The sequence below is a fragment of the Streptomyces sp. NPDC045955 genome (assembly GCF_056430805.1).
The window spans coordinates 564105-581785 of record NZ_JBWKKY010000003.1 but is presented as its reverse complement, the minus strand read 5'-3'; the positions used below and the strand labels follow the sequence as shown (position 1 = coordinate 581785).

At 71.7% G+C, this 17681-nt stretch carries 17 protein-coding genes; 7 read left to right on the top strand and 10 right to left on the bottom strand.

Translation table 11 applies throughout. From position 1 onward, the window contains the following. Positions 1-372: ABC transporter permease (locus AC07F0_RS09080; RefSeq protein ID WP_478976212.1), on the top strand; the 372-nt coding region annotated here is incomplete at its 5' end. Positions 373-717: 345 nt separating this feature from the next. After that, positions 718-2001, top strand: coding sequence for an NAD(P)/FAD-dependent oxidoreductase (locus tag AC07F0_RS09075; protein WP_478976209.1), 1284 nt, complete (start codon positions 718-720; stop codon positions 1999-2001). A 345-nt stretch (positions 2002-2346) separates the two neighbouring features. Here AC07F0_RS09075 and AC07F0_RS09070 read toward each other — a convergent pair whose 3' ends face one another. Together AC07F0_RS09070 and AC07F0_RS09065 are read right to left on the bottom strand one after the other, a co-directional pair. Continuing rightward, positions 2347-3093 (bottom strand): CbtA family protein, encoded by a 747-nt coding sequence (locus AC07F0_RS09070; protein ID WP_478976207.1) that lies wholly within the window; start codon positions 3091-3093, stop codon positions 2347-2349. A gap of 14 nt (positions 3094-3107) precedes the next feature. After that, positions 3108-3326, bottom strand: a complete 219-nt coding sequence (locus tag AC07F0_RS09065; protein ID WP_046916555.1) for a CbtB domain-containing protein — start codon at positions 3324-3326, stop codon at positions 3108-3110. 244 nt (positions 3327-3570) lie between these two features. On the opposite strand from AC07F0_RS09065, the gene AC07F0_RS09060 reads away from it, so the two are divergent. Continuing rightward, positions 3571-4149: a histidine phosphatase family protein gene (locus AC07F0_RS09060; protein ID WP_478976204.1), complete on the top strand. Its 579-nt coding sequence runs from the start codon at positions 3571-3573 to the stop codon at positions 4147-4149. On the opposite strand, the gene AC07F0_RS09055 is transcribed toward AC07F0_RS09060, so the two are convergent. The 3 genes from AC07F0_RS09055 to AC07F0_RS09045 form a co-directional block, all read right to left on the bottom strand. Beyond that, entirely contained in the window at positions 4146-4613 is a 468-nt protein-coding gene (locus tag AC07F0_RS09055) for a DUF6174 domain-containing protein (protein ID WP_478976201.1), read from the bottom strand. The two genes, AC07F0_RS09060 and AC07F0_RS09055, sit on opposite strands and share 4 nt — an antisense overlap. Before the next feature lie 698 nt (positions 4614-5311). Then, positions 5312-5818 carry a hypothetical protein gene (locus AC07F0_RS09050; protein WP_478976198.1) on the bottom strand — a complete coding sequence of 169 codons (507 nt, stop codon included), beginning with the start codon at positions 5816-5818 and terminating at the stop codon, positions 5312-5314. Between the two features lie 37 nt (positions 5819-5855). Continuing rightward, positions 5856-6821: a pirin family protein gene (locus tag AC07F0_RS09045; protein ID WP_478976196.1), complete on the bottom strand. Its 966-nt coding sequence runs from the start codon at positions 6819-6821 to the stop codon at positions 5856-5858. Positions 6822-7046: 225 nt separating this feature from the next. On the opposite strand from AC07F0_RS09045, the gene AC07F0_RS09040 reads away from it, so the two are divergent. Beyond that, positions 7047-7337: a tetratricopeptide repeat protein gene (locus AC07F0_RS09040; RefSeq protein WP_399406526.1), complete on the top strand. Its 291-nt coding sequence runs from the start codon at positions 7047-7049 to the stop codon at positions 7335-7337. A gap of 86 nt (positions 7338-7423) precedes the next feature. Here the strand turns inward: AC07F0_RS09040 and AC07F0_RS09035 are convergent, their stop codons facing one another. Next, complete coding sequence (locus AC07F0_RS09035) at positions 7424-8833, bottom strand: PepSY-associated TM helix domain-containing protein (protein ID WP_478976193.1); 1410 nt, start codon at positions 8831-8833, stop codon at positions 7424-7426. A 132-nt stretch (positions 8834-8965) separates the two neighbouring features. Between AC07F0_RS09035 and AC07F0_RS09030 the strand changes: the two genes are divergently transcribed. After that, positions 8966-9610, top strand: coding sequence for a peptide deformylase (locus AC07F0_RS09030; RefSeq protein WP_478976191.1), 645 nt, complete (start codon positions 8966-8968; stop codon positions 9608-9610). 195 nt (positions 9611-9805) lie between these two features. Further along, positions 9806-11398: an ABC-F family ATP-binding cassette domain-containing protein gene (locus tag AC07F0_RS09025; protein ID WP_478976188.1), complete on the top strand. Its 1593-nt coding sequence runs from the start codon at positions 9806-9808 to the stop codon at positions 11396-11398. A gap of 60 nt (positions 11399-11458) precedes the next feature. On the opposite strand, the gene AC07F0_RS09020 is transcribed toward AC07F0_RS09025, so the two are convergent. Then, a complete protein-coding gene (locus AC07F0_RS09020; RefSeq protein WP_478976185.1) occupies positions 11459-12889 on the bottom strand; it encodes a dihydrolipoyl dehydrogenase family protein in 1431 nt (476 codons plus the stop codon). A gap of 118 nt (positions 12890-13007) precedes the next feature. On the opposite strand from AC07F0_RS09020, the gene trxA reads away from it, so the two are divergent. After that, positions 13008-13400 carry a thioredoxin gene (gene trxA, locus AC07F0_RS09015; RefSeq protein ID WP_478976182.1) on the top strand — a complete coding sequence of 131 codons (393 nt, stop codon included), beginning with the start codon at positions 13008-13010 and terminating at the stop codon, positions 13398-13400. A gap of 205 nt (positions 13401-13605) precedes the next feature. Here the strand turns inward: trxA and AC07F0_RS09010 are convergent, their stop codons facing one another. From AC07F0_RS09010 to AC07F0_RS09000, 3 genes are all read right to left on the bottom strand, one after another. After that, positions 13606-15042 (bottom strand): benzaldehyde dehydrogenase, encoded by a 1437-nt coding sequence (locus AC07F0_RS09010; RefSeq protein ID WP_478976179.1) that lies wholly within the window; start codon positions 15040-15042, stop codon positions 13606-13608. Positions 15043-15798: 756 nt separating this feature from the next. Further along, positions 15799-16848, bottom strand: coding sequence for a LacI family DNA-binding transcriptional regulator (locus tag AC07F0_RS09005; protein ID WP_478976176.1), 1050 nt, complete (start codon positions 16846-16848; stop codon positions 15799-15801). Between the two features lie 81 nt (positions 16849-16929). After that, positions 16930-17598: a TetR/AcrR family transcriptional regulator gene (locus AC07F0_RS09000; protein ID WP_478976173.1), complete on the bottom strand. Its 669-nt coding sequence runs from the start codon at positions 17596-17598 to the stop codon at positions 16930-16932. Between the last annotated feature and the right edge of the window lie 83 nt (positions 17599-17681).

Here is a 17681-nt window from a genome sequence, read left to right as displayed (position 1 = left end):
CGCCTCGAGGACGCCGCCGCCAGCATGGGCGCCAGCCGCCTGACCATCGCCCGGCGCATCACCTTCCCCCTCGCCGCCCCCGGCATGATCGCCGCCGCGATCTTCTCCTTCATCACCAGCTTCGACGAGTTCTACATCTCCCAGTTCCTCTCCTCCGTCGACACCGTCACCCTGCCCGTGCAGGTCTACAACTCCCTCACCTTCGACATCGACCCCAGCGTCACCGCCGTCAGCGCCATCCTCACCGCCTTCGCCATCCTCGCCCTCGCCCTGGTCGCCCTGGTCCGCTGGATCGGCTCCGGCCGACAGAACTCCCTGCTGTCCGTCGAAACCACGACCGGCATCGCCACCCCCGGAGCCGAGACCATATGACCACCCAGGCCTCATGCTCCCGTGGCACACCATCCTGTGATCACCGAAAGAGTCCTGCGCATGACTGACACGCTCACCGCTCCCTCAGAGGAAGTCACATCGTCACCGTCGCCGAACCGGTCGGGCCCTGAGAACACACCGCAAGGCGGGGGCGTCGAGCCGCCGCACGCCATCCACACGGCACAGCCCGGATGATCGTCGACTCCGGAAGAGGCGGCGCCCAGCACTGCGGCTACGACCGCATGACGACCAGTTGCCCGACATGACGGGCCCGCCGGCGCCGCTCGGCTGCCGATGGCACGCGACCCGGCCACACGGGACAGAGAACACGACAGGACACACGCCATGAAGCAGATCCCCTACTGGATGGACACAGCCCCCGCCCTGCCCGACCGTTCCGGGAAGGACCTGCCCGACGAGGCGGACGTGGTGGTCATCGGCGGTGGCCTCACCGGCCTGTCCACCGCCTACCACACCGCCCGCAAGGGCGCCCGGGTCGTCCTCGTCGAGAAGGACAAGGTCGGCTCGGGAGCCTCCGGACGCAACGGCAGCATGTGCACCCAGGGCATCACCATCAGCACCGCCGAAGCCCGCAAGCGCTACGGCCAGGAGCGCGCCCGCGAGCTGTACGACGTCTTCCGCGACGCGGTCGACGTCGTCGAGGAGATCACGCGGACAGAGAAGATCGACTGCGATTTCCACCGCGCCGGACGCCTCGCCGTCGCCGCCAAGCCTCGGCACTTCGACGCAATGCGGGCCAAACAGCGTGACCTGGCCGAGAACTTCGGGCACGAGACACAGCTCCTCACTCGCGACGAACTGAAGTCGGAACTCAGCTCGGACTACTACCACGGCGCCCTGCTCGACCCGGACAGCGCCGCCCTCCACGTCGGCAAGTACGTCCACGGCCTGGCCGAGGCCGCCGAACGCGCCGGCGCCGAGATCCACGAGCGCAACGCCGCCACCGGCCTCACCCGCCTGCCGGGCGGCGGCTTCGTGGTCGAGACCCTGGGCGGCACCATCCATGCCAAGCAGGTCATGGCGGCCACCGACGCCTACACCGACAAGTCACTGCCCTGGTTCCGTAAGCGGCTGATCAACGTCGGCAGCTTCATCATCGTCACCGAACCGCTCGGCGAGGCGCGCGCCAAGGAGCTGATCCCGAATGCCCGCTTGGTGGTCGACTCGAAGAACATCGGCCACTACGTCCGCCTCACCCCCGACCACCGTCTCGCCTTCGGCGGGCGGGCAGCCTTCACCCCCTCCAACCCGGCCTCAGACGCCAAGAGCGGAGAGATTCTGAAACGGGACATGCTCGCGAGCTTCCCGCAGCTGGCAGGGGTGCGCATCGACTACCTGTGGGGCGGCCGGGTCGGCTTCTCCTGGGACCGCATCCCGCACGCCGGCGAGGTCAACGGCCTGTACTACTCCATGGGTTACTGCGGCCATGGTGTCCAGATGGCCACCTACATGGGCCGTGCGGTCGCCGAGATGATGGACGGCCGCCCGGAGGCCAACCCCCTGCGCGGCCTCGGCTTCCCCAAGGTCCCGGTCCCCTTCTACAACGGCACCGCCTGGTTCCTTCCCTTCGGCGGCGCCTACTACCAGGCCAAGGACAAGCTGCGCTGAGCTGCGGGCGAGCGCCTGGCCGTAGTGGGCGCTGACGGGAGATGCGGCCGGATTCCTGAAACGACGTAGCAGAGCGCCACAGCGCGAGCATCGCTGTCCCGCGCCAACTCCGTGGAATCGCCGACGCGTCTCTACCAGTTCCGCTGGCACCCTGCCGCCTACCGGCTACGGATACCGCTCTCCGGCGTCTGGACCATGCGGGTCAGGTGCGCCTCACTGACGTCGGCCAGGTCACGGTCGCCAAAGACGTGACCATCCGGCCGACACCCGCCTGACCGGCCACACGCACAGCAACGGCGGGGTCATCGGGCGCGCCCCCGATGACCCCGCCGTAGAGCTTCCTTGTCAGACGGGCGACGCGGAGAGCTTGCCGCGGACCGGCTGCGGCTCGAGGACGCGTTCGGCCAGGAAGCCGAACAGCAGCCCGAACCCGGCCCACAGTACGGCCTGGATGCCGATCGAGGCCAGACGGAACTCCCACAGGTCGGTCGCCGGGAAGCCCTTCGGGGTGTTGTCCCCGTTCGGCAGGACGGCCATCGCGACAGCCATGACCGCGACGAAGGCGACGCCGGCAGTGATGGAGGCGTTCCAGTTGCCCCAGGCCGGGGCGAGCCTGCGGCCCAGGAGGATCGCGGCTATGCCCAGCAGCACACTCAGCGCGATCATCAGCACGAACAGGAGGGTGCGCTTGCCGATGGTGTCCGGGTTGCCGACGGCGGGCGGGTTGGCTGGGTACTTCAGGATCGGCACCAGGTAGATGAGCAGGAACCCGGCGAGTGCGGTGAGTGCGGCCGTCGCCCGGGCGCCGAACCGGCCGATGCGGCCCAGTGCGAAGCAGAACGCGAGCGCTGCGATGCCACCGATGGCGACGCCGAAGACGAGGACGCCGGTGGCGAGACCGGCGGTGGACTGCAGGGTGCGGCTGACGAGTTCCTCGCCGCCGTGTTCATGGGAGTTGGCTTCTTCGAACGCGATGGCCGCATCCACCGGGCCTTCGCCGATGAGGAAGGCGAAGACGAAGGCGAGCACGCCGGCGGCGAGGCCGGCGAGCATGCCGCGCACCAGCAGGGTGCGTACGGTGACGGAGTTCATGATGGAGGACTCCGTCAGTGGCAGGGGAAGCCGAGGAGGTGGCGGGCGTCGTGCACCCACTCGTGCACCCCCTCACCGGAGACCACGGCCGTAGCGCCCTGCTCGGCGCCGACGAAGTACAGCAGGACCAGCATCAGAACGCCGAAGAAGACGGCCCAGGGGGCGATCGCCCGCAGCGGAAGCGGCGTGAGGGTCTGGGTGGTGGGGGTGGGGGCGGCAGTGGACTGCGCCATGGCGAGACCTCCTCGGGAACTACGCGTCCCGCATCGTGTGGAGCACTCGACGACAGCGTTGGGTCTGACTCACCACCTTCGCCTGGCGGGCGGGGTGGCACACAGTGGCGCGACCGTGCCGGGCTTGCACCGGACTTCCTTTTCGCCGTCGTCCTTGTCGCCCCAGATGGTAGGGGCAATAGGGCCTTCGGCCAACATGGCGTACGCCACCTACGATGAAGCGACCTTGAGGAGAGGGCCCGTCATGACCATCCGGCTTACGCTGCTGTGCGCCGCAGCCCCTGCGGAGCGCGACGTGCGTTTCGGCGGGGACACTCCGCTGGACGAGCGGGCACTTGGGGAGGCGCGAGGAGTCGCCGGATCGCTTCCCGCGGCCACCGTGTGTCTCACGGCGCCTTCGCAGCGGTGCCGTCAGACGGTGCAGGCTCTGGGATGGGACGCCGTCGCTGCGGAGCCGGTCCTGCGGGATATGGACATGGGCAGTTGGCAGGGCCGGACCCTGGACGAGGTCGCGGACACCGACGGGGCCGGGCTCGCTGTATGGATGTCGGATCCGGAGGCGGCCCCGCACGGTGGCGAGTCCGTGGCGCAAGTGTGCCGCCGGATCGCCGCCTGGCTGGAAGCGCTGCCCGCGGATGCGGGCCGGGTCTTGGCCGTGGTTGAACAGGCCGTGGTGCGTGCAGCAGTGCTGCACGCGATGGGTGCGCCTGAACAGTCGTTCTGGCGCGTCGACGTTCCGCCGCTGTCCGCCCTGCAGCTCTCCGGCCGGTCCGGCCGCTGGAACCTGCGGCTCGGTGCCGCAGGGAGCATTGAGCCGCGCTAGCCGCGGCTCGGTTCGTAGGAGCTGATCGTGTACAGGGCTTCGTCGTCGATGGAGTTCTTGTCCCAGTCCAGCGAGATCCGCAGGGGGCGCCCGTCGGTGGCGTAGTCCGCGTCCGCTGTGTCCGCGTCCTGATCGCGGGCCTGCTTCAGCGTCTTCAACAGCTGGCCGATGGTGGGTACTTCGCCTCGCAGATCCTGCGCCTGCCTCCGGCTGTCCTCGTCGAGCCCGATCACCTCCGCCGCTTTGCCGTTTCGCACCTCCACCCGGAACGTCCCCGCTAGGACCTGGGTACTCGATGTCAGCGTGTACGAGTACGAGGCAGGTTCCTCCCAGGTGCTCATCGGCTCGTTGGTCTCGGCCGATCCGGCGGACTTCGACGAGCCGCAGGCTGCGGTCGCGGACACGAGGGCGCCGAGCAGCGCGGCCGTGGCCACGCATCGGGAAGGGGAACGTCCGGCGGTCATGGTGACTCCCTTGCGGTCGGTTACCGCTGTGACGCCGGGCGGCTGAAGAACGTTCACAGTGGTGCCCGTTGGTGTCTGGGGCGGCACTGCCGCCGCCCCAGACACCAACGGTGCACGTCAGCTCTCGCTGGAGGAGGCAGCCCGGCGCTTGACCAGCCACCAGGCCCCGCCGCCCAGCACGAGCAGGGCGACGACGATCACACCGATCAGGGCGCCGGAGGACGTGCCGTCGTCCTCGTCGCACGCGCGTCCCGAACCAACTGGAGTGCCGGGGGCCGTGCGCGATCAGGGGACAGCTCATCGCGGCTGCTGGCCTCTGACGAGCGCAGTGGGCAGTGACGCGTCGAGGATCAGATCACGCGCCAGCGCCAGTTCGAAGCGCTGCTCCAGAAAGGCGAGCGAGGCACGGTGCGCCGTGCCCTCCCCCTCTCCTCCGGGATTCCGGCCGCGTCGATTTCAGCGCGGACGAGGTCGGCGCCGGGGCCGGTGATCTCCTGCGACCAGGTATACATGCACACATGTCAAAGCCGGACCACGTCGGCGCGGCCGTGCGCTCGTTATCGCAAAGACGCCAATTACCGTCCGACAGCTTGGTGGCGTAGGTCTGCGCGCACTTGTCGCCCGAGGTCACCGGGTTGGTGCCGCCCATGTCGGAGGGCATCCCGCCACTGTTGTAACTCGCCGCGAAGGTGAATTCGTCACAGGACGGCTTGTCGCTGGCGGAGATGTCGGTCACCGGTGTGGTGTCCGGGTGGCCGGATTTGGCGGCCCAGCCGTCCGGGCAGATGACCCTGCGGTTGGCGTCGGGGTCGCGGACCGTACTTGTTGCGCTCACCGTCCTCGCCCGTATCGCCCCTGCGGTCGGGGAGGTAGCTCAGCGGCGCACCTTCGCGGATCTTCGTCTGGGTCAGCCAGGCGTGCGCGGCAGCCGCCGGCGTCTTGGCGGTGTCCCGGAACACGCAGCCAGCCGGGGAATACACCATGTCGCAGCGCACGAACACCGTGGTTGCCGAGGAAACCCTGACTGTTGTCTGTGGGGAACGTCTCCGGCACCGACAGTAGAACGTCGCGTACGGTGCGAACGCCAGCGCCTGGGAGAGGTCGGAGTCCTTCCTCCCGAACTCATCCGTCACCCCGCCGGACCACTGCACGGTGGCCGTGGCGGTCTCCTCGTGGCGGTCGATGTCGTAGGAGCCGCCCCACATCAGCTTGCCGTCCCAGGCAACCAGCTATTTCCGCAGGTCAGCGAACTCTTCCTCGTGGCTTCAGAGGGGTCACCGGCAGTTCGGGAGCCGGCAACGGATCTCCGTCGTACCCCTTCACCTCGCCGAACCGTGTCCCTTCCATCCAGTCCCTGCGCGCCTGCTCGATCTCCTCCTGGGACCGTCCGATCCAGTTCCAGAACATGATCAGTTCCTCCTCGAACGGCTCGCCGCCCAGGAGCATCAGGCCCGCGTCCGACTCGGCCCGCAGCGGCAGTTCGCTGCGGCCGCAGCCGAGGTAGAGCATCGAGCCGGGCAGGACCGGGACACCGTCCACGTGGGCCTCGCCGGACATGGACAGGACGGCGTACTCGAAGTCCGGTTCCAGGGGGAGACGTACGTCCGCGCCTCGGGTGAGGGCCAGGTCGGCGCCGGTGATCGGGGTGTACGCCGTGCCGGGCGAGGTCGCGCCGTCGAGGTCGCCGAGGATCAGCGTCGCCTTGATGCCGGGCGCCGTGACGACAGGCAGGCCGGCGTGGTGTTCGAAGCGCGGGTCGGTGTGGCGGTGGCCGTCCGGGAGGGCGACCCACAGTTGCGCGCCGTGCAGGAAACGGGCATGCGAGCGCGGGCTCTCCTCGGAGTGGCTGATCGCCCTGCCCGAGGTCATCAGGCCCAGTTCGCGCGGCCGGATCATCTGGAGGCTGCCGGTGGAGTCGCGGTGCAGCACCTCCCCCTCGTGCAGCCAGCTCACCGTCTGGAGGCCCATGTGGGGATGCGGCGGCACCTGCATGCCGGGTTCGTCGGCGATGTCGTCGGGGCCGTAGTGGTCGACGAAGCACCAGGCCCCGACCATACGGCGGCCGAGGTTGGGCAGCAGCCTGCGGACCTCGCTGGATTCGCCCAGCTTGACGTGGCGAGGACTGAGGAGTTCGCGAACCGGCTCGGCTACGACGAAGCCGCGGCCACCGCACGGGGAGGGAGCCGCCTCGCGCTCAAGATTGCTCATGGCGCACAACCTAGTCCGGTGGATGGGCCCGCGTCGCGCGTCATTCGGGCCGCGCCCGCGTTCCCGTGTCGCCGGCCGCCCTGACCGAGTAGCGGCCAGCCCTGTAGTGGAATATTGAACCAACCCGCTCGGTTGTCGGCCTCGAAGGAGGCACGAGTGAACACGACCTACGACGCGACGTACTACGCCCACGGGACACCGGCGGAGCGCTGGGAGCGCGCGCGGATGTTCTTCGACGCCAAGGACTACGCCGCTGCCGCGCGGGTCCTGGGCGGGCTGGTCGAGGAGGTGCCCGAGCAGACCGGGCCCCGGCTACTGCTGGCGCGCTCCTACTACCACTCGGCCCAACTTCGCCGTGCGGAGGCCGAGTTGCGGACGATCGTCGAGCGGGACCCGGTCGAGCACTACGCCCGGCTGATGCTCGGCCGGACGCTCCAGCGGCAGAACCGGCACGAGGAGGCGGAGTCGCACCTGCGGATCGCCTCGGCGCTCGCGGGTGACTTCGAGCAGAGCTGACCGGTACCTGTCCGAAGGTGCCCGGTTCCCCATGGGGAGCCGGGCACCTGTGCGTCGGCGGGTCCCCTGCCGCATCGGCGGGTCCGCTACTGCGCCGGCGTGCCCGCCCCGTACGTCCGCCGTCCCCGCCGGTAGGCGATCTCGCCCAGCAGGATGTCGACGGCCAGGAAGGCCGCCAGCGGGATGCCGAACAGGGGCAGGAAGTAGCCGAGTACGGCGACGCCCGCCAGCAGCGGTACCAGGATCTGTGGCGACACCTGCTGCCAGGCGCCGCGTGGGATCGGGCGGCCGAAGGCGGTGCCGCGACCCCGCTGCCACCACATGCGGTAACCCCAGACGATCAGCAGGACCAGACAGAGCGCGAGCAGCATCAGGGCGATCTGGTTGGCCAGGCCGAACAGGATGCCGGTGTGCAGGTCGATGCCCCACCGGGTGAGCTTCGCGAGCACCGGGTAGTCGGCGAACCGCAGCACGTCCACGACCTCACCACTGGCCGGGTCGATCGCGACGGAGTCCTGCTTCTCGGGCCAGCTGCGCTGCACCTGCCTGACGACGTACGCCGACTTCTCGTCCGCCGGCGGCACGATCTCCACCGGGTCGCCCAGTCCCTCCGCCCGGGCCGCCGCGAGGACCTTGTCCAGGCCCACCCCGTGCGCGGCGTCGCCGGCCTGTCCTGCGGCGGAGCCGTGGCCGGCGTGTTCACCACTCGCCGACGCCGACACCGCCGGGGTGGCCTGACCCAGCGAGGTCCGCAACTCGTCGATGGTGGCTCCGGCGTAGGTCGACCAGGTCAGGCCGGTCGCCGAGAGGAAGAAGAAGCCGGCCGCCGCCCACACTCCGACGCTGCCGTGCAGTCCGAGAGTGCGGCGCCGTCCGTTCGTGCCCCGCACCTTGCGCAGGGCACGGCGGCGGGAGAACCACAGCACCAGTCCGCCGGCCGAGATCACCCACAGCCAGCTGGCCGCCAGTTCGCTGTACAGCCGGCCCGGCTCGCCCAGGTGCAGGTCCCGGTGGAACTCGTCGATCCAGGTGCGCAACGGCAGCGCACCGGTCGAGCCGTACTGGTCCAGGGAGCCGCGCACCTTCGCGGTGTACGGGTCGACGAACACGGCGAGCGTGTGCCCGTCGTCGCCGCCCGGGACACCGGAGAGCAGCACCCTGGTCGTCGCGTCCGCCTCGGGTGAGGGGCGTACGGCCGAGATGGTGCCCTCGGGATGGGCCTTGCGGGCGGCGGCCACCTGCTCGCTGATCGGCAGCTTCCGCTCACCCGCGGGGACAGACAGTTCGTGGTCGTACACGATCTTCTCGGCCTGGAAGGAGGCGGCGTACAGCAGGCCGGTGGTGGCGGCGACGAGGAGGAACGGGGCCACCAGTACCCCGGCGTAGAAGTGCAGGCGGAGGATCAGCGGGCGCAAGGGGCCCCAACTGCGCTTCGGGGTGGGTGGGGTGGCGGACTGCGGGGCCTCGTCCGTGGTGGTCGAGGGAGCGGTGGTCATCGGCGGGTTCTCCCGGGGACGTCTTCGTGGCCGTTGCGGTGCAGTAGTCGGGCCGAAGGGGCGTCCAGTTCCCGGAGAGTGCGTGTGACGTGCCGCACACGAGGGTGGGGGCTGCCGTGTCATCCTGACGCGATGGGAACTCCGAGCGATCGCGCGCCCCTGGCCGAGCGGGTCGAGGAACTCCTCGCCGTCGACGGTCCGTTGACCATCGTGGCGGCCGGCGATCCGGTGCTGCGGCGCGGCACCGAGCCGTACGACGGTCAGCTGGGGCCCGCGCTGCTGGCCCGGTTCGTCGAGGCCCTGCGGATCACCATGCGCGCGGCCCCCGGGGTCGGGCTGGCGGCGCCGCAGGTCGGTGTGCCGCTCAGGATCGCGGTGATCGAGGATCCGGCGCCGGTGCCGGAGGAGGTGCGGCTGGCGCGTGGGCGGGTGCCGCAGCCGTTCCGGGTGCTGGTCAATCCCCGCTACGAGCCCGTCGGCGGCGCGCGGGCCGCGTTCTTCGAGGGCTGTCTGAGCGTGCCGGGCTGGCAGGCGGTGGTGGCGCGGCCCGCCGAGGTCCGGCTGACCGGGCAGGACGAGCACGGGCACGCGCTGGACGAGGTGTTCACGGGCTGGCCCGCGCGGATCGTGCAGCACGAGACGGATCATCTCGACGGGGTCCTGTATCTCGACCGGGCCGAGTCGCGTTCGCTGTCGTCCAACCGGGCGGTGACGGAGCGCTGGACCCAGCCGACGCCGGAGGAGGCCGCGCGGGCGCTCGGCTTCGAGCTGCCATGAACGCCGACTTCGTCATGACGCCGACTTCCGCCATGACGCCGACAGCTGCCCCACGCTGTCCGCCGCGGAAAATTCGGAGGCGCGCGGCAGGCGCCTCCGTTACCGTGACGTCCATGTCTACGCCCCGAATTTCCTAGCCGAGGACCCGCTTCCACGCCACCCGTGTGTCCTCTTGCTTGTTCGGAGCGTTTTCTCATGATCACCGTTCGTGACGTCGACGTGCGCGTGGGCGCGCGTCTGCTGCTGTCCGGCGTCTCCTTCCACGTCTCCCCCGGCGACCGCATCGGCCTGGTCGGCCGCAACGGCGCGGGGAAGACAACCCTGTTGCACACCCTGGCGGGCGCCCTGCGGCCCGCCGCCGGAACCGTCGCCCGCACCGGTGACGTCGGCCATCTCCCGCAGGACTCGCGCGCGGCCGACCAGTCGGTGACCGTCACCGACCGGATCCTGTCGGCGCGCGGCCTGGACCACGCCGTACGCGCGCTGCGCCGTGCCGAGGCCGCGATGGCCGACGGGACGGAGCGGTCGATGAACGCCTATGTGCGCGCCGAGGCCGACTTCCAGGCGCGCGGCGGTTACGCGGCCGAGGCGGAGGCCGCCCGGGTCGCCGCCGGAGTCGGACTGCCCGCGGCTGTGATGGACCGGCCGCTGCGCGCCCTGTCGGGCGGTCAGCGCCGGCGCGTGGAACTCGCCCGCATCCTGTTCGCCGGGCACGGCACGCTGCTGCTCGACGAGCCGACGAACCATCTGGACGCGGCCTCGGTCACCTGGCTGCGCGGGTTCCTCACCAACCACCAGGGCGGGCTCGTGATGATCAGCCACGACACGTCCCTGCTGGCCGGCACCGTGAACCGGGTCTTCCACCTGGATCCGGGGCGTGCCGCGCTCGACGTCCACAACACCGGCTGGGACGAGTACCTGGCCCAGCGGGACGCCGACGAACGGCGACGGGCCCGGGAGCGGGCGAACGCGGAGCGCAAGGCGGCGGCACTGCACGCCCAGGCCGGCAAGATGCGGGCCCGGGTCGCGACGGCGGTGGCCGCGCGGAACATGGCCCGCCGCGCCGACCGGATGCTCGCGGACCTGGAACCGGCCCGGCGCGCCGAGAAGACGGCCAGGATCCGGCTGCCCGAGCCGGCGCCCTGTGGCCGGATCCCGCTCGGCGCGGTCAGCCTGACCAGGTCGTACGGCGGGCAGCACGTCCTGCGGGGCGTCGATCTCGCCGTCGACCGGGGCAGCCGCCTGGTGGTGCTCGGACCCAACGGCGCCGGAAAGACGACCCTGTTGCGGATCCTCGCCGGGCAGGACACGCCGGACAGCGGCCGGGTGGTCCACGGGCACGGGCTGCGCCTCGGCTACTTCGCCCAGGAACACGACACCCTGGACCCGGCACTGACGGTGCGTGAGCATCTGGCGGGTGCCGCCCCGCACCTCGCCGACGGCGAAGTCCGCCAGGTCCTGGGCGCGTTCCTGTTCTCCGGCGACGACGCCGGCAAGCGCGTCGGCGTCCTCTCCGGCGGCGAGAAGACCCGGCTCGCCCTGGCCGGCCTGGTGCACTCGGGCGCGAACGTGCTGCTCCTCGACGAGCCCACCAACAACCTCGACCCGGCCTCCCGTGCCGAGGTCCTGGGCGCGGTGGGCACGTACCCGGGCGCGATCGTCATGGTCACGCACGATGAGGGAGCCGTCTACGCGCTGCGGCCGGACCGGGTGCTGCTGCTGCCGGAGGCGGAGGAGGACCTGTGGAGCGACGACTACCGGGAGCTGGTGGTGCCGGCGCACGCGTGACCTTGGACGGATCCCGACCGGCCGCCGGAAGTCCGGGGCCGGTCGGGGGACGGCCGGAGGTCAGGCGTCGCGGTAGGCCTCCAGCAGCCGCAGCCACACCTCGCTGATCGTCGGGTACGACGGGACGGCGTGCCACAGGCGGCTGATCGGGACCTGGCCGGCGACGGCGATCGTGGCGGAGTGGATGAGCTCGCCGACTCCGGGGCCGACGAGGGTCACTCCGCGCAGGATCTCGTCCTCCAGGTCCACGACCATGCGGGCGCGGCCCTTGTAGCCGTCGGCGTACAGGCCCGCGCCCGCGACGGTGGACAGGTCCACGTCGACGGCCTTCACCCGGTGCCCTGCCTGCTCGGCCTCGGCGAGTGACAGGCCGACGGCCGCCGCCTCCGGGTCGGTGAAGACGACCTGGGGGACGGCCGCGTGGTCGGCGGTCGCGGCGTGGGCGCCCCAGGGCTGGGCCAGGAGGGTCTCGCCGGTGGCCCGTGCGGCGATGGCGGCGCCCGCGATGCGGGCCTGGTACTTGCCCTGGTGGGTGAGGAGGGCGCGCCGGTTGACGTCGCCGACCGCGTACAGCCAGTCGTGGCCGGTGACGCGGAGGCTGTCGTCGACGTCGAGCCAGGAGCCGGGTTCCAGGCCGATCGTCTCCAGGCCGAGGTCGTCGGTGCGGGGGGCGCGGCCGGTCGCGAAGAGGATCTCGTCGGCCTCGACGCGGTCGCCGCCGTCCGTGACGGCGACGACGCTGCCGTTCTCGCGGGTCACCGATTCCACCGACGTGCCGGTGCGGACGTCGGCGCCGGCTTCGGTGAGCGCCTCGGCGACGAGTTCTCCGGCGAAGGGCTCCATGCGGGCGAGGAGGCCCTTGCCGCGCACCAGCATGGTGACCTTCGAGCCGAGGGCCTGCCAGACGGTGGCCATCTCGGCGGCGACGACGCCGCCGCCGACGACGATCAGGCGGCCGGGCACGTGCTTGGCGCTGGTGGCCTCCCGGCTGGTCCACGGCCGGACCTCGTCGAGTCCGGGCATCCCGGGCAGGGCGGCGCGGCTGCCGGTGCAGACGGCGACGGCGTGCCGGGCGGTCAGGACGCGGTCACCGCCGTCCGGGGCGGTGAGCGTCACGGTGCGCGGGCCGGTGAGGCGGCCGTGGCCGCGGTACAGGTCGGCGCCGATGCTCTCGAGCCATCCGACCTGCCCGTCGTCCTTCCAGTTCGAGGTGTAGTAGTCCCGGTGGGCGAGGACCGCGGAGGCGTCGAGGGGGCCCTGCACCGACTGGCTCAGGCCCGGCACGCGGCGGGCGTCCGCGCGGGCGATGACCGGCCGCAGCAGGGCCTTGCTGGGCATGCACGCCCAGTACGAGCACTCGCCGCCGACCAGTTCGCTCTCCACGACCGCGGTGGTCAGACCGGCCGCGCTGGTGCGGTCGGCGACGTTCTCCCCCACGGGCCCGGCCCCGAGCACCACGACGTCGTACGCGTTGGTTTCCGTTTCCGTCATGGGGTCAGTCTGGTGGGTGGTGTGCGCCCTGGCCACACGGGTAGGGGCGCGGAATACGTACCAGGTCGGCCGTGTTGTGCCGACGGCTTGACCCACACCAGGAAGAGGGATTTACGCCATGAGCAGCACCGTGGAGCTCACCAAGGAGAACTTCGACCAGACGGTCACGGACAACGAGTTCGTCCTGATCGACTTCTGGGCGTCCTGGTGCGGGCCGTGCAAGCAGTTCGCGCCGGTCTACGAGAAGGCGGCGGAGGAGAACCCGGACCTCGTGTTCGGCAAGGTGGACACCGAGGCGCAGCCGGAGCTGGCCGCGGCCTTCGGTATCCAGTCGATTCCGACGCTGATGATCGTCCGTGATCAGGTCGCCGTCTTCGCCCAGCCGGGCGCCCTGCCCGAGGCCGCCCTGACGGACGTCATCGGGCAGGCCCGCAACCTCGACATGGACGACGTCCGCAAGGCGATCGCCGAGCAGCAGGCCCAGGAGGGCCAGCAGGCGCCGCAGGGCTAGGGCCTGTTGCGAAAGTGGCCTCGTCGCCCGGAGGGCGGCCCCGCCGGGTCCGGTGCGTGCTCTCGCCGCACCGCCCGGAAGCCCCCGTACTGGGCGTACTCGGGCTTTCGGGCGGTGCGGCAAGTGGGGGCAACCTCCCACGCCCTCAAGGCAGTAGGGGAGCGTGCCGGGCGTCGCGCGGCAGAGGGCACTTTCGCAACAGGCCCTAGAACGGATACGAAGCCACGTCTCCGCGTACCGTCGTCCAGCGCAGTTCGGTGAAGGCCTCCAGGTTGGCCTCGCCGCCGAAGCGGGCGCCGGTGCCGGAGGCGGCGACTCCGCCGAAGGGTGCGACGGCCTCGTCGTTGACGGTCTGGTCGTTGATGTGGACGATGCCGGTCGGGATGCGCTCGGCGAGGTCCAGGCCGCGGGCCGGGTCGCGGGTGACGATGCCCAGGGAGAGTCCGTAGGGGCTCTGCGCGGCCAGGGCCGCCGCCTCGTCGGTGGTGGTGAAGGAGCGTACGGGCGCCACGGGTCCGAAGACCTCCTCCGTGTAGGCCGGGGTGTGGTCGCCGACGTGGGCGAGGACCGTGGGCCGGTAGAAGAGCCGGTCGTGGGTGCCGCCCGCGGCGAGTTTGGCGCCGGCGGCCTTGCTGGACTCGACCAGGCCGCTGATCTTGGCGAGCTGGCCGGAGTCGATGATCGGGCCCAGGTGGACCTGTTCGCGGTGGGGGTCGCCGACGGCGAGCGAGTCGGCCTTGGCGGCGAGCCGCTCGACGTACTCGTCGTACAGGGACGCGTGCACCAGGTGGCGCCCGGTGGTCATGCAGATCTGGCCCTGGTGGAAGAACGAGCCCCAGGCGGCGGTGGAGATCACCGCGTCGAGGTCGGCGTCCGGCAGCACGATCATGGCCGAGTTGCCGCCGAGTTCCAGGTGGGCCCGCTTGAGGTGGCGGCCGGCGGCCTCGCCCACGGCCCGCCCGGCGGGGGTGGAGCCGGTGAAGGAGATGACCGGCACGCGCGGGTCGGCGACCAGGGCCTGTCCGACGTCCGGGCCGCCGGGGAGCACGTGCAGCAGATCCTGCGGCAGGCCCGCGGCGGCGAAGACCGCGGCGAGGGACAGCCCTCCGCAGACGGCGGTGCGCGGATCCGGCTTGAGGACGACGGCGTTGCCGAGGGCCAGGGCCGGTGCGACGGAGCGGATGGACAGGATCAGCGGGGCGTTGAACGGGGAGATCACCCCCACCACACCGGCCGGGACGCGGCGCGTGTACGACAGGCGCGGCGCCTCGCTGGGCAGGACCTGGCCGGCCGGGCGGGAGGCGAGAGCGGCGGCCTCGTAGCACTCCTGGGCGGCGACGTGCAGTTCGAAGTCGGCCTTGCCGGGGATGGAACCGGACTCGCGGACGAGCCATTCGCGCAGTTCGGCGGCGTGTGCCGTGAACAGGTCGCCGGCCTTGCGGAGCACGGCGGCCCGGGCGAAGTGCGGGGCGCGGGCCCACTCGAGCTGGGCGGCGGCGGCCCTGTCGGCGGCGGACTCGACGTCCTTCGGGCCGGCGAGGGCGAGGGTGCCGAGGGCTTGGCCGGTGGCGGGCTCGGTGACGGTGTACCCGGGGCCTGTCAGGGTCTGGGGCTGCCAGGTCCTGGTGTCGAGCAACGGCATGACGGCTCTCCGATCGATCGGTCACCGGCTGACGGGTGAGCGGGACTCCCGTGAGTGTGCGGCCGGTTCGGCGGTCACAGGGCGGGACGCGCCGACCGGGCCGCAGCCGCGCGGGCCGCGGCGGCGTGCGTACGCGCCCCCGTTTTGTTGAGCATGCAACATCCTAGTCATGCCGCGGGCCGATGAGCGGCCGATCGGCCTCCGCGGGGGCCGCGCGGTCCGGGCCGGAAGGCCGCGCGGTCCGGGCCGGAGGGCCGCGCGGTCCGGGCCGGAGGGCCGCGCGGTCCGGCCCGGGAGGCCGCACAGTCCGGACCGAGGGGCCGCGCAGTCCGTCTCGGGGCCGCGCGGTCCGGATCGGTGGCCACGCGAACCGACCGGCGATGCGAGTGGCTGCCGAGCGGAGGCCGCGCGAACCCAGCCCGCCGCCAGGCGAACCCGACCGGTCGCCGTGCGATCCTGACCGGCTTCCGTGTGATCCTGACCGGCGGCGGAATGATCCCGAGCGGTGACCGCAGAATCCCGACCGTGACCGCGGGATTCCGAGCAGCTGCCGCGCCAACCCGACCGGCTGCCAAGCGAAGCCGAGTGGTCTCCGCGCGATCCCGAGCGGCGGCCACGCGGACCAACCCGACACCCCAACCCGACCGGCTGCCACCGAACCGGCTGCCACCCGAACCCGAGCGCCAACCACCCGAACCCGCCCGGCTGCCGTGCGAACCCGATCAGCCGCCGCTGAGCCGCCCCCGGCAGGGCCGACTAGCTCGACTCGCGGTGCAGCACCGTCGCGCCCAGCACCTTGTGCGTCTCCGGCTCGGTACCGGGCTTGCGCACGGCGCGGTCGACCAGTTCGGCGAGTTCCCGGCCGGAGGGCAGTTCCAGGCGGACCGTGCTGAGCCGCGGCCGCAGCAGTCGGCCGAGCATCAGGTCGTCTGCGCCGATCACGGCCGTCTCCTGGGGGATCCGGATGCCCGCGTCCTTCAGGGCCCGCATGAGCAGCATCGCGTACTCGTCGTTGTAGGTGAACACGGCGTCCAGTCCGAGGTCCCGCCAGCGGGCGGCGAGGCCTGCGGCGGCCTCCTCGTCGTAGGCGAGGGGCAGCTCGGTCACCGTGGCGTCGGTGTCCCGCACGGACTGGCGCACACCGTCGAGCCGGGGCGCGGAGAACGCCTCCAGGCCGGGCTCCTGCGGGACGACGACGCCGATGCGGCGCCTGCCCCGGTCGTAAAGGTGAGCGCCGGCACTGTGGCCGACCACGTCGTGGTCCATGAGCAGGGCGTGCGCGCCCTCGATGGTCTCGGGGCCGAGGGTGACCACGGCCCGCGCCCCCGAGCGCTTGAGCACCGCCACCCCGCGCGGACCGAGACCGGAACCGGGTACGAGCACGGCCACGGGCCGCAACTCGGCCCAGGCGCGGGCGGCTTCGTCGCCGTGCGGGCCACCGGTGCCGTACTGCACCACCGTGTAGTCCAGGCTGCCGAGCGCGCCCTGGAGGTCGGTGAGGAACCGGTTGTAGAGCGGGCCGACAGGGAAGGTCGGCGCGGGGATCAGGACCATACGGCTGTGCCCGGCGCGCAGGCTGCGGGCCGCCGCGTGCGGGACGTACCCGAGTTCCTTCGCGGCCTCGTGGACCCGGCGGCGGGTGGGCTCGCTGATCCGTACGGCGCTGGTGTTGTTGAGGACGTAGGAGACGGTCGCGCGCGAGACGCCGGCCAGGCGGGCCACATCGGCGCTCGTGGGCACGGAGCGCAACGGTGCGGGCGACGGGGGCGCGGGCGTTTTGGGTATCTGCACCATGACGTACGGCATCTTGGCAGAAGCCTCAATGCGCCGATCGGGCGGGGGAGTTGTGAGGAAGCCGTGAGCGGTCACGGGGGCCCGGAGGGGCACTCAGCCGCCCGTGGCCGTGCCCGTCACACGGTCGACGAGGTCGACCCAGGCGTCCTCCAGACGGGCCATGGGTATCCCGCACTGCCTGGTCAGGTGGTGGATCAGGGCCGGGTCGAGCTGGCCCATCAGGGTGTGGGAGAGCAGTTCACAGTCCGCTTCCGGGACGGCCTGCCGCAGCAGCATGCCCACGTGGTGGCGCAGCACCCGGCGGGGCGGGACGATGAAGCGCCGGCCGGCGTCCGGCTCGGCCGCCAGTTGCAGCTCCAGTTCGTCGGCCGAGCGGCGCAGCATCGCGCGGCCGAACGCGCGCAGCCGCTCCACGGGCGGCGCTCCGGGTCCGAGCGGCGGCGGCCCGGTGAGGAACGAGGCCTGGAACTTCTTCTCCGAGTGGTCCAGCAGCGCCGTCAGCAGGCCGGTGCGGTCGCCGAACCGGCGGAAGACCGTGCCCTTGCCCACACAGGCCTCGGCTGCCACCGCCTCCATCGTGACGGCGTCCGCGCCGCGCTCCGCCACCAGCCGCGCGGCGGCCTCCAGCAGCCGGGCCCGGTTGCGCGCGGCGTCGGCCCGCAGGCAGGGCTCGTCGGGCTCCAGGGCGGTGCCCAGCTGGAGCAGTTCGGGGTGGCCGACGGACTCCTGGGGCGTCGGGAAGGGGGGCGGGAGGGTGGCCATGAAGCCAGCGTAAAGCATCGGGAACAAAACTGGACCGCGGTCCGGTTAGGGTGCTACAACATTAAACGGACCTCGGTCCGGAT

Bases quoted from the DNA above. Each gene is read 5' to 3' on its own strand.
- AC07F0_RS09075 (WP_478976209.1), top strand. From the start codon at position 718: ATGAAGCAGATCCCCTACTGGATGGACACAGCCCCCGCCCTGCCCGAC.
- AC07F0_RS09070 (WP_478976207.1), bottom strand. From the start codon at position 3,093: ATGAACTCCGTCACCGTACGCACCCTGCTGGTGCGCGGCATGCTCGCC.
- AC07F0_RS09065 (WP_046916555.1), bottom strand. From the start codon at position 3,326: ATGGCGCAGTCCACTGCCGCCCCCACCCCCACCACCCAGACCCTCACG.
- AC07F0_RS09060 (WP_478976204.1), top strand. From the start codon at position 3,571: ATGACCATCCGGCTTACGCTGCTGTGCGCCGCAGCCCCTGCGGAGCGC.
- AC07F0_RS09055 (WP_478976201.1), bottom strand. From the start codon at position 4,613: ATGACCGCCGGACGTTCCCCTTCCCGATGCGTGGCCACGGCCGCGCTG.
- AC07F0_RS09050 (WP_478976198.1), bottom strand. From the start codon at position 5,818: ATGTGGGGCGGCTCCTACGACATCGACCGCCACGAGGAGACCGCCACG.
- AC07F0_RS09045 (WP_478976196.1), bottom strand. From the start codon at position 6,821: ATGAGCAATCTTGAGCGCGAGGCGGCTCCCTCCCCGTGCGGTGGCCGC.
- AC07F0_RS09040 (WP_399406526.1), top strand. From the start codon at position 7,047: ATGTTCTTCGACGCCAAGGACTACGCCGCTGCCGCGCGGGTCCTGGGC.
- AC07F0_RS09035 (WP_478976193.1), bottom strand. From the start codon at position 8,833: ATGACCACCGCTCCCTCGACCACCACGGACGAGGCCCCGCAGTCCGCC.
- AC07F0_RS09030 (WP_478976191.1), top strand. From the start codon at position 8,966: ATGGGAACTCCGAGCGATCGCGCGCCCCTGGCCGAGCGGGTCGAGGAA.
- AC07F0_RS09025 (WP_478976188.1), top strand. From the start codon at position 9,806: ATGATCACCGTTCGTGACGTCGACGTGCGCGTGGGCGCGCGTCTGCTG.
- AC07F0_RS09020 (WP_478976185.1), bottom strand. From the start codon at position 12,889: ATGACGGAAACGGAAACCAACGCGTACGACGTCGTGGTGCTCGGGGCC.
- trxA (WP_478976182.1), top strand. From the start codon at position 13,008: ATGAGCAGCACCGTGGAGCTCACCAAGGAGAACTTCGACCAGACGGTC.
- AC07F0_RS09010 (WP_478976179.1), bottom strand. From the start codon at position 15,042: ATGCCGTTGCTCGACACCAGGACCTGGCAGCCCCAGACCCTGACAGGC.
- AC07F0_RS09005 (WP_478976176.1), bottom strand. From the start codon at position 16,848: ATGCCGTACGTCATGGTGCAGATACCCAAAACGCCCGCGCCCCCGTCG.
- AC07F0_RS09000 (WP_478976173.1), bottom strand. From the start codon at position 17,598: ATGGCCACCCTCCCGCCCCCCTTCCCGACGCCCCAGGAGTCCGTCGGC.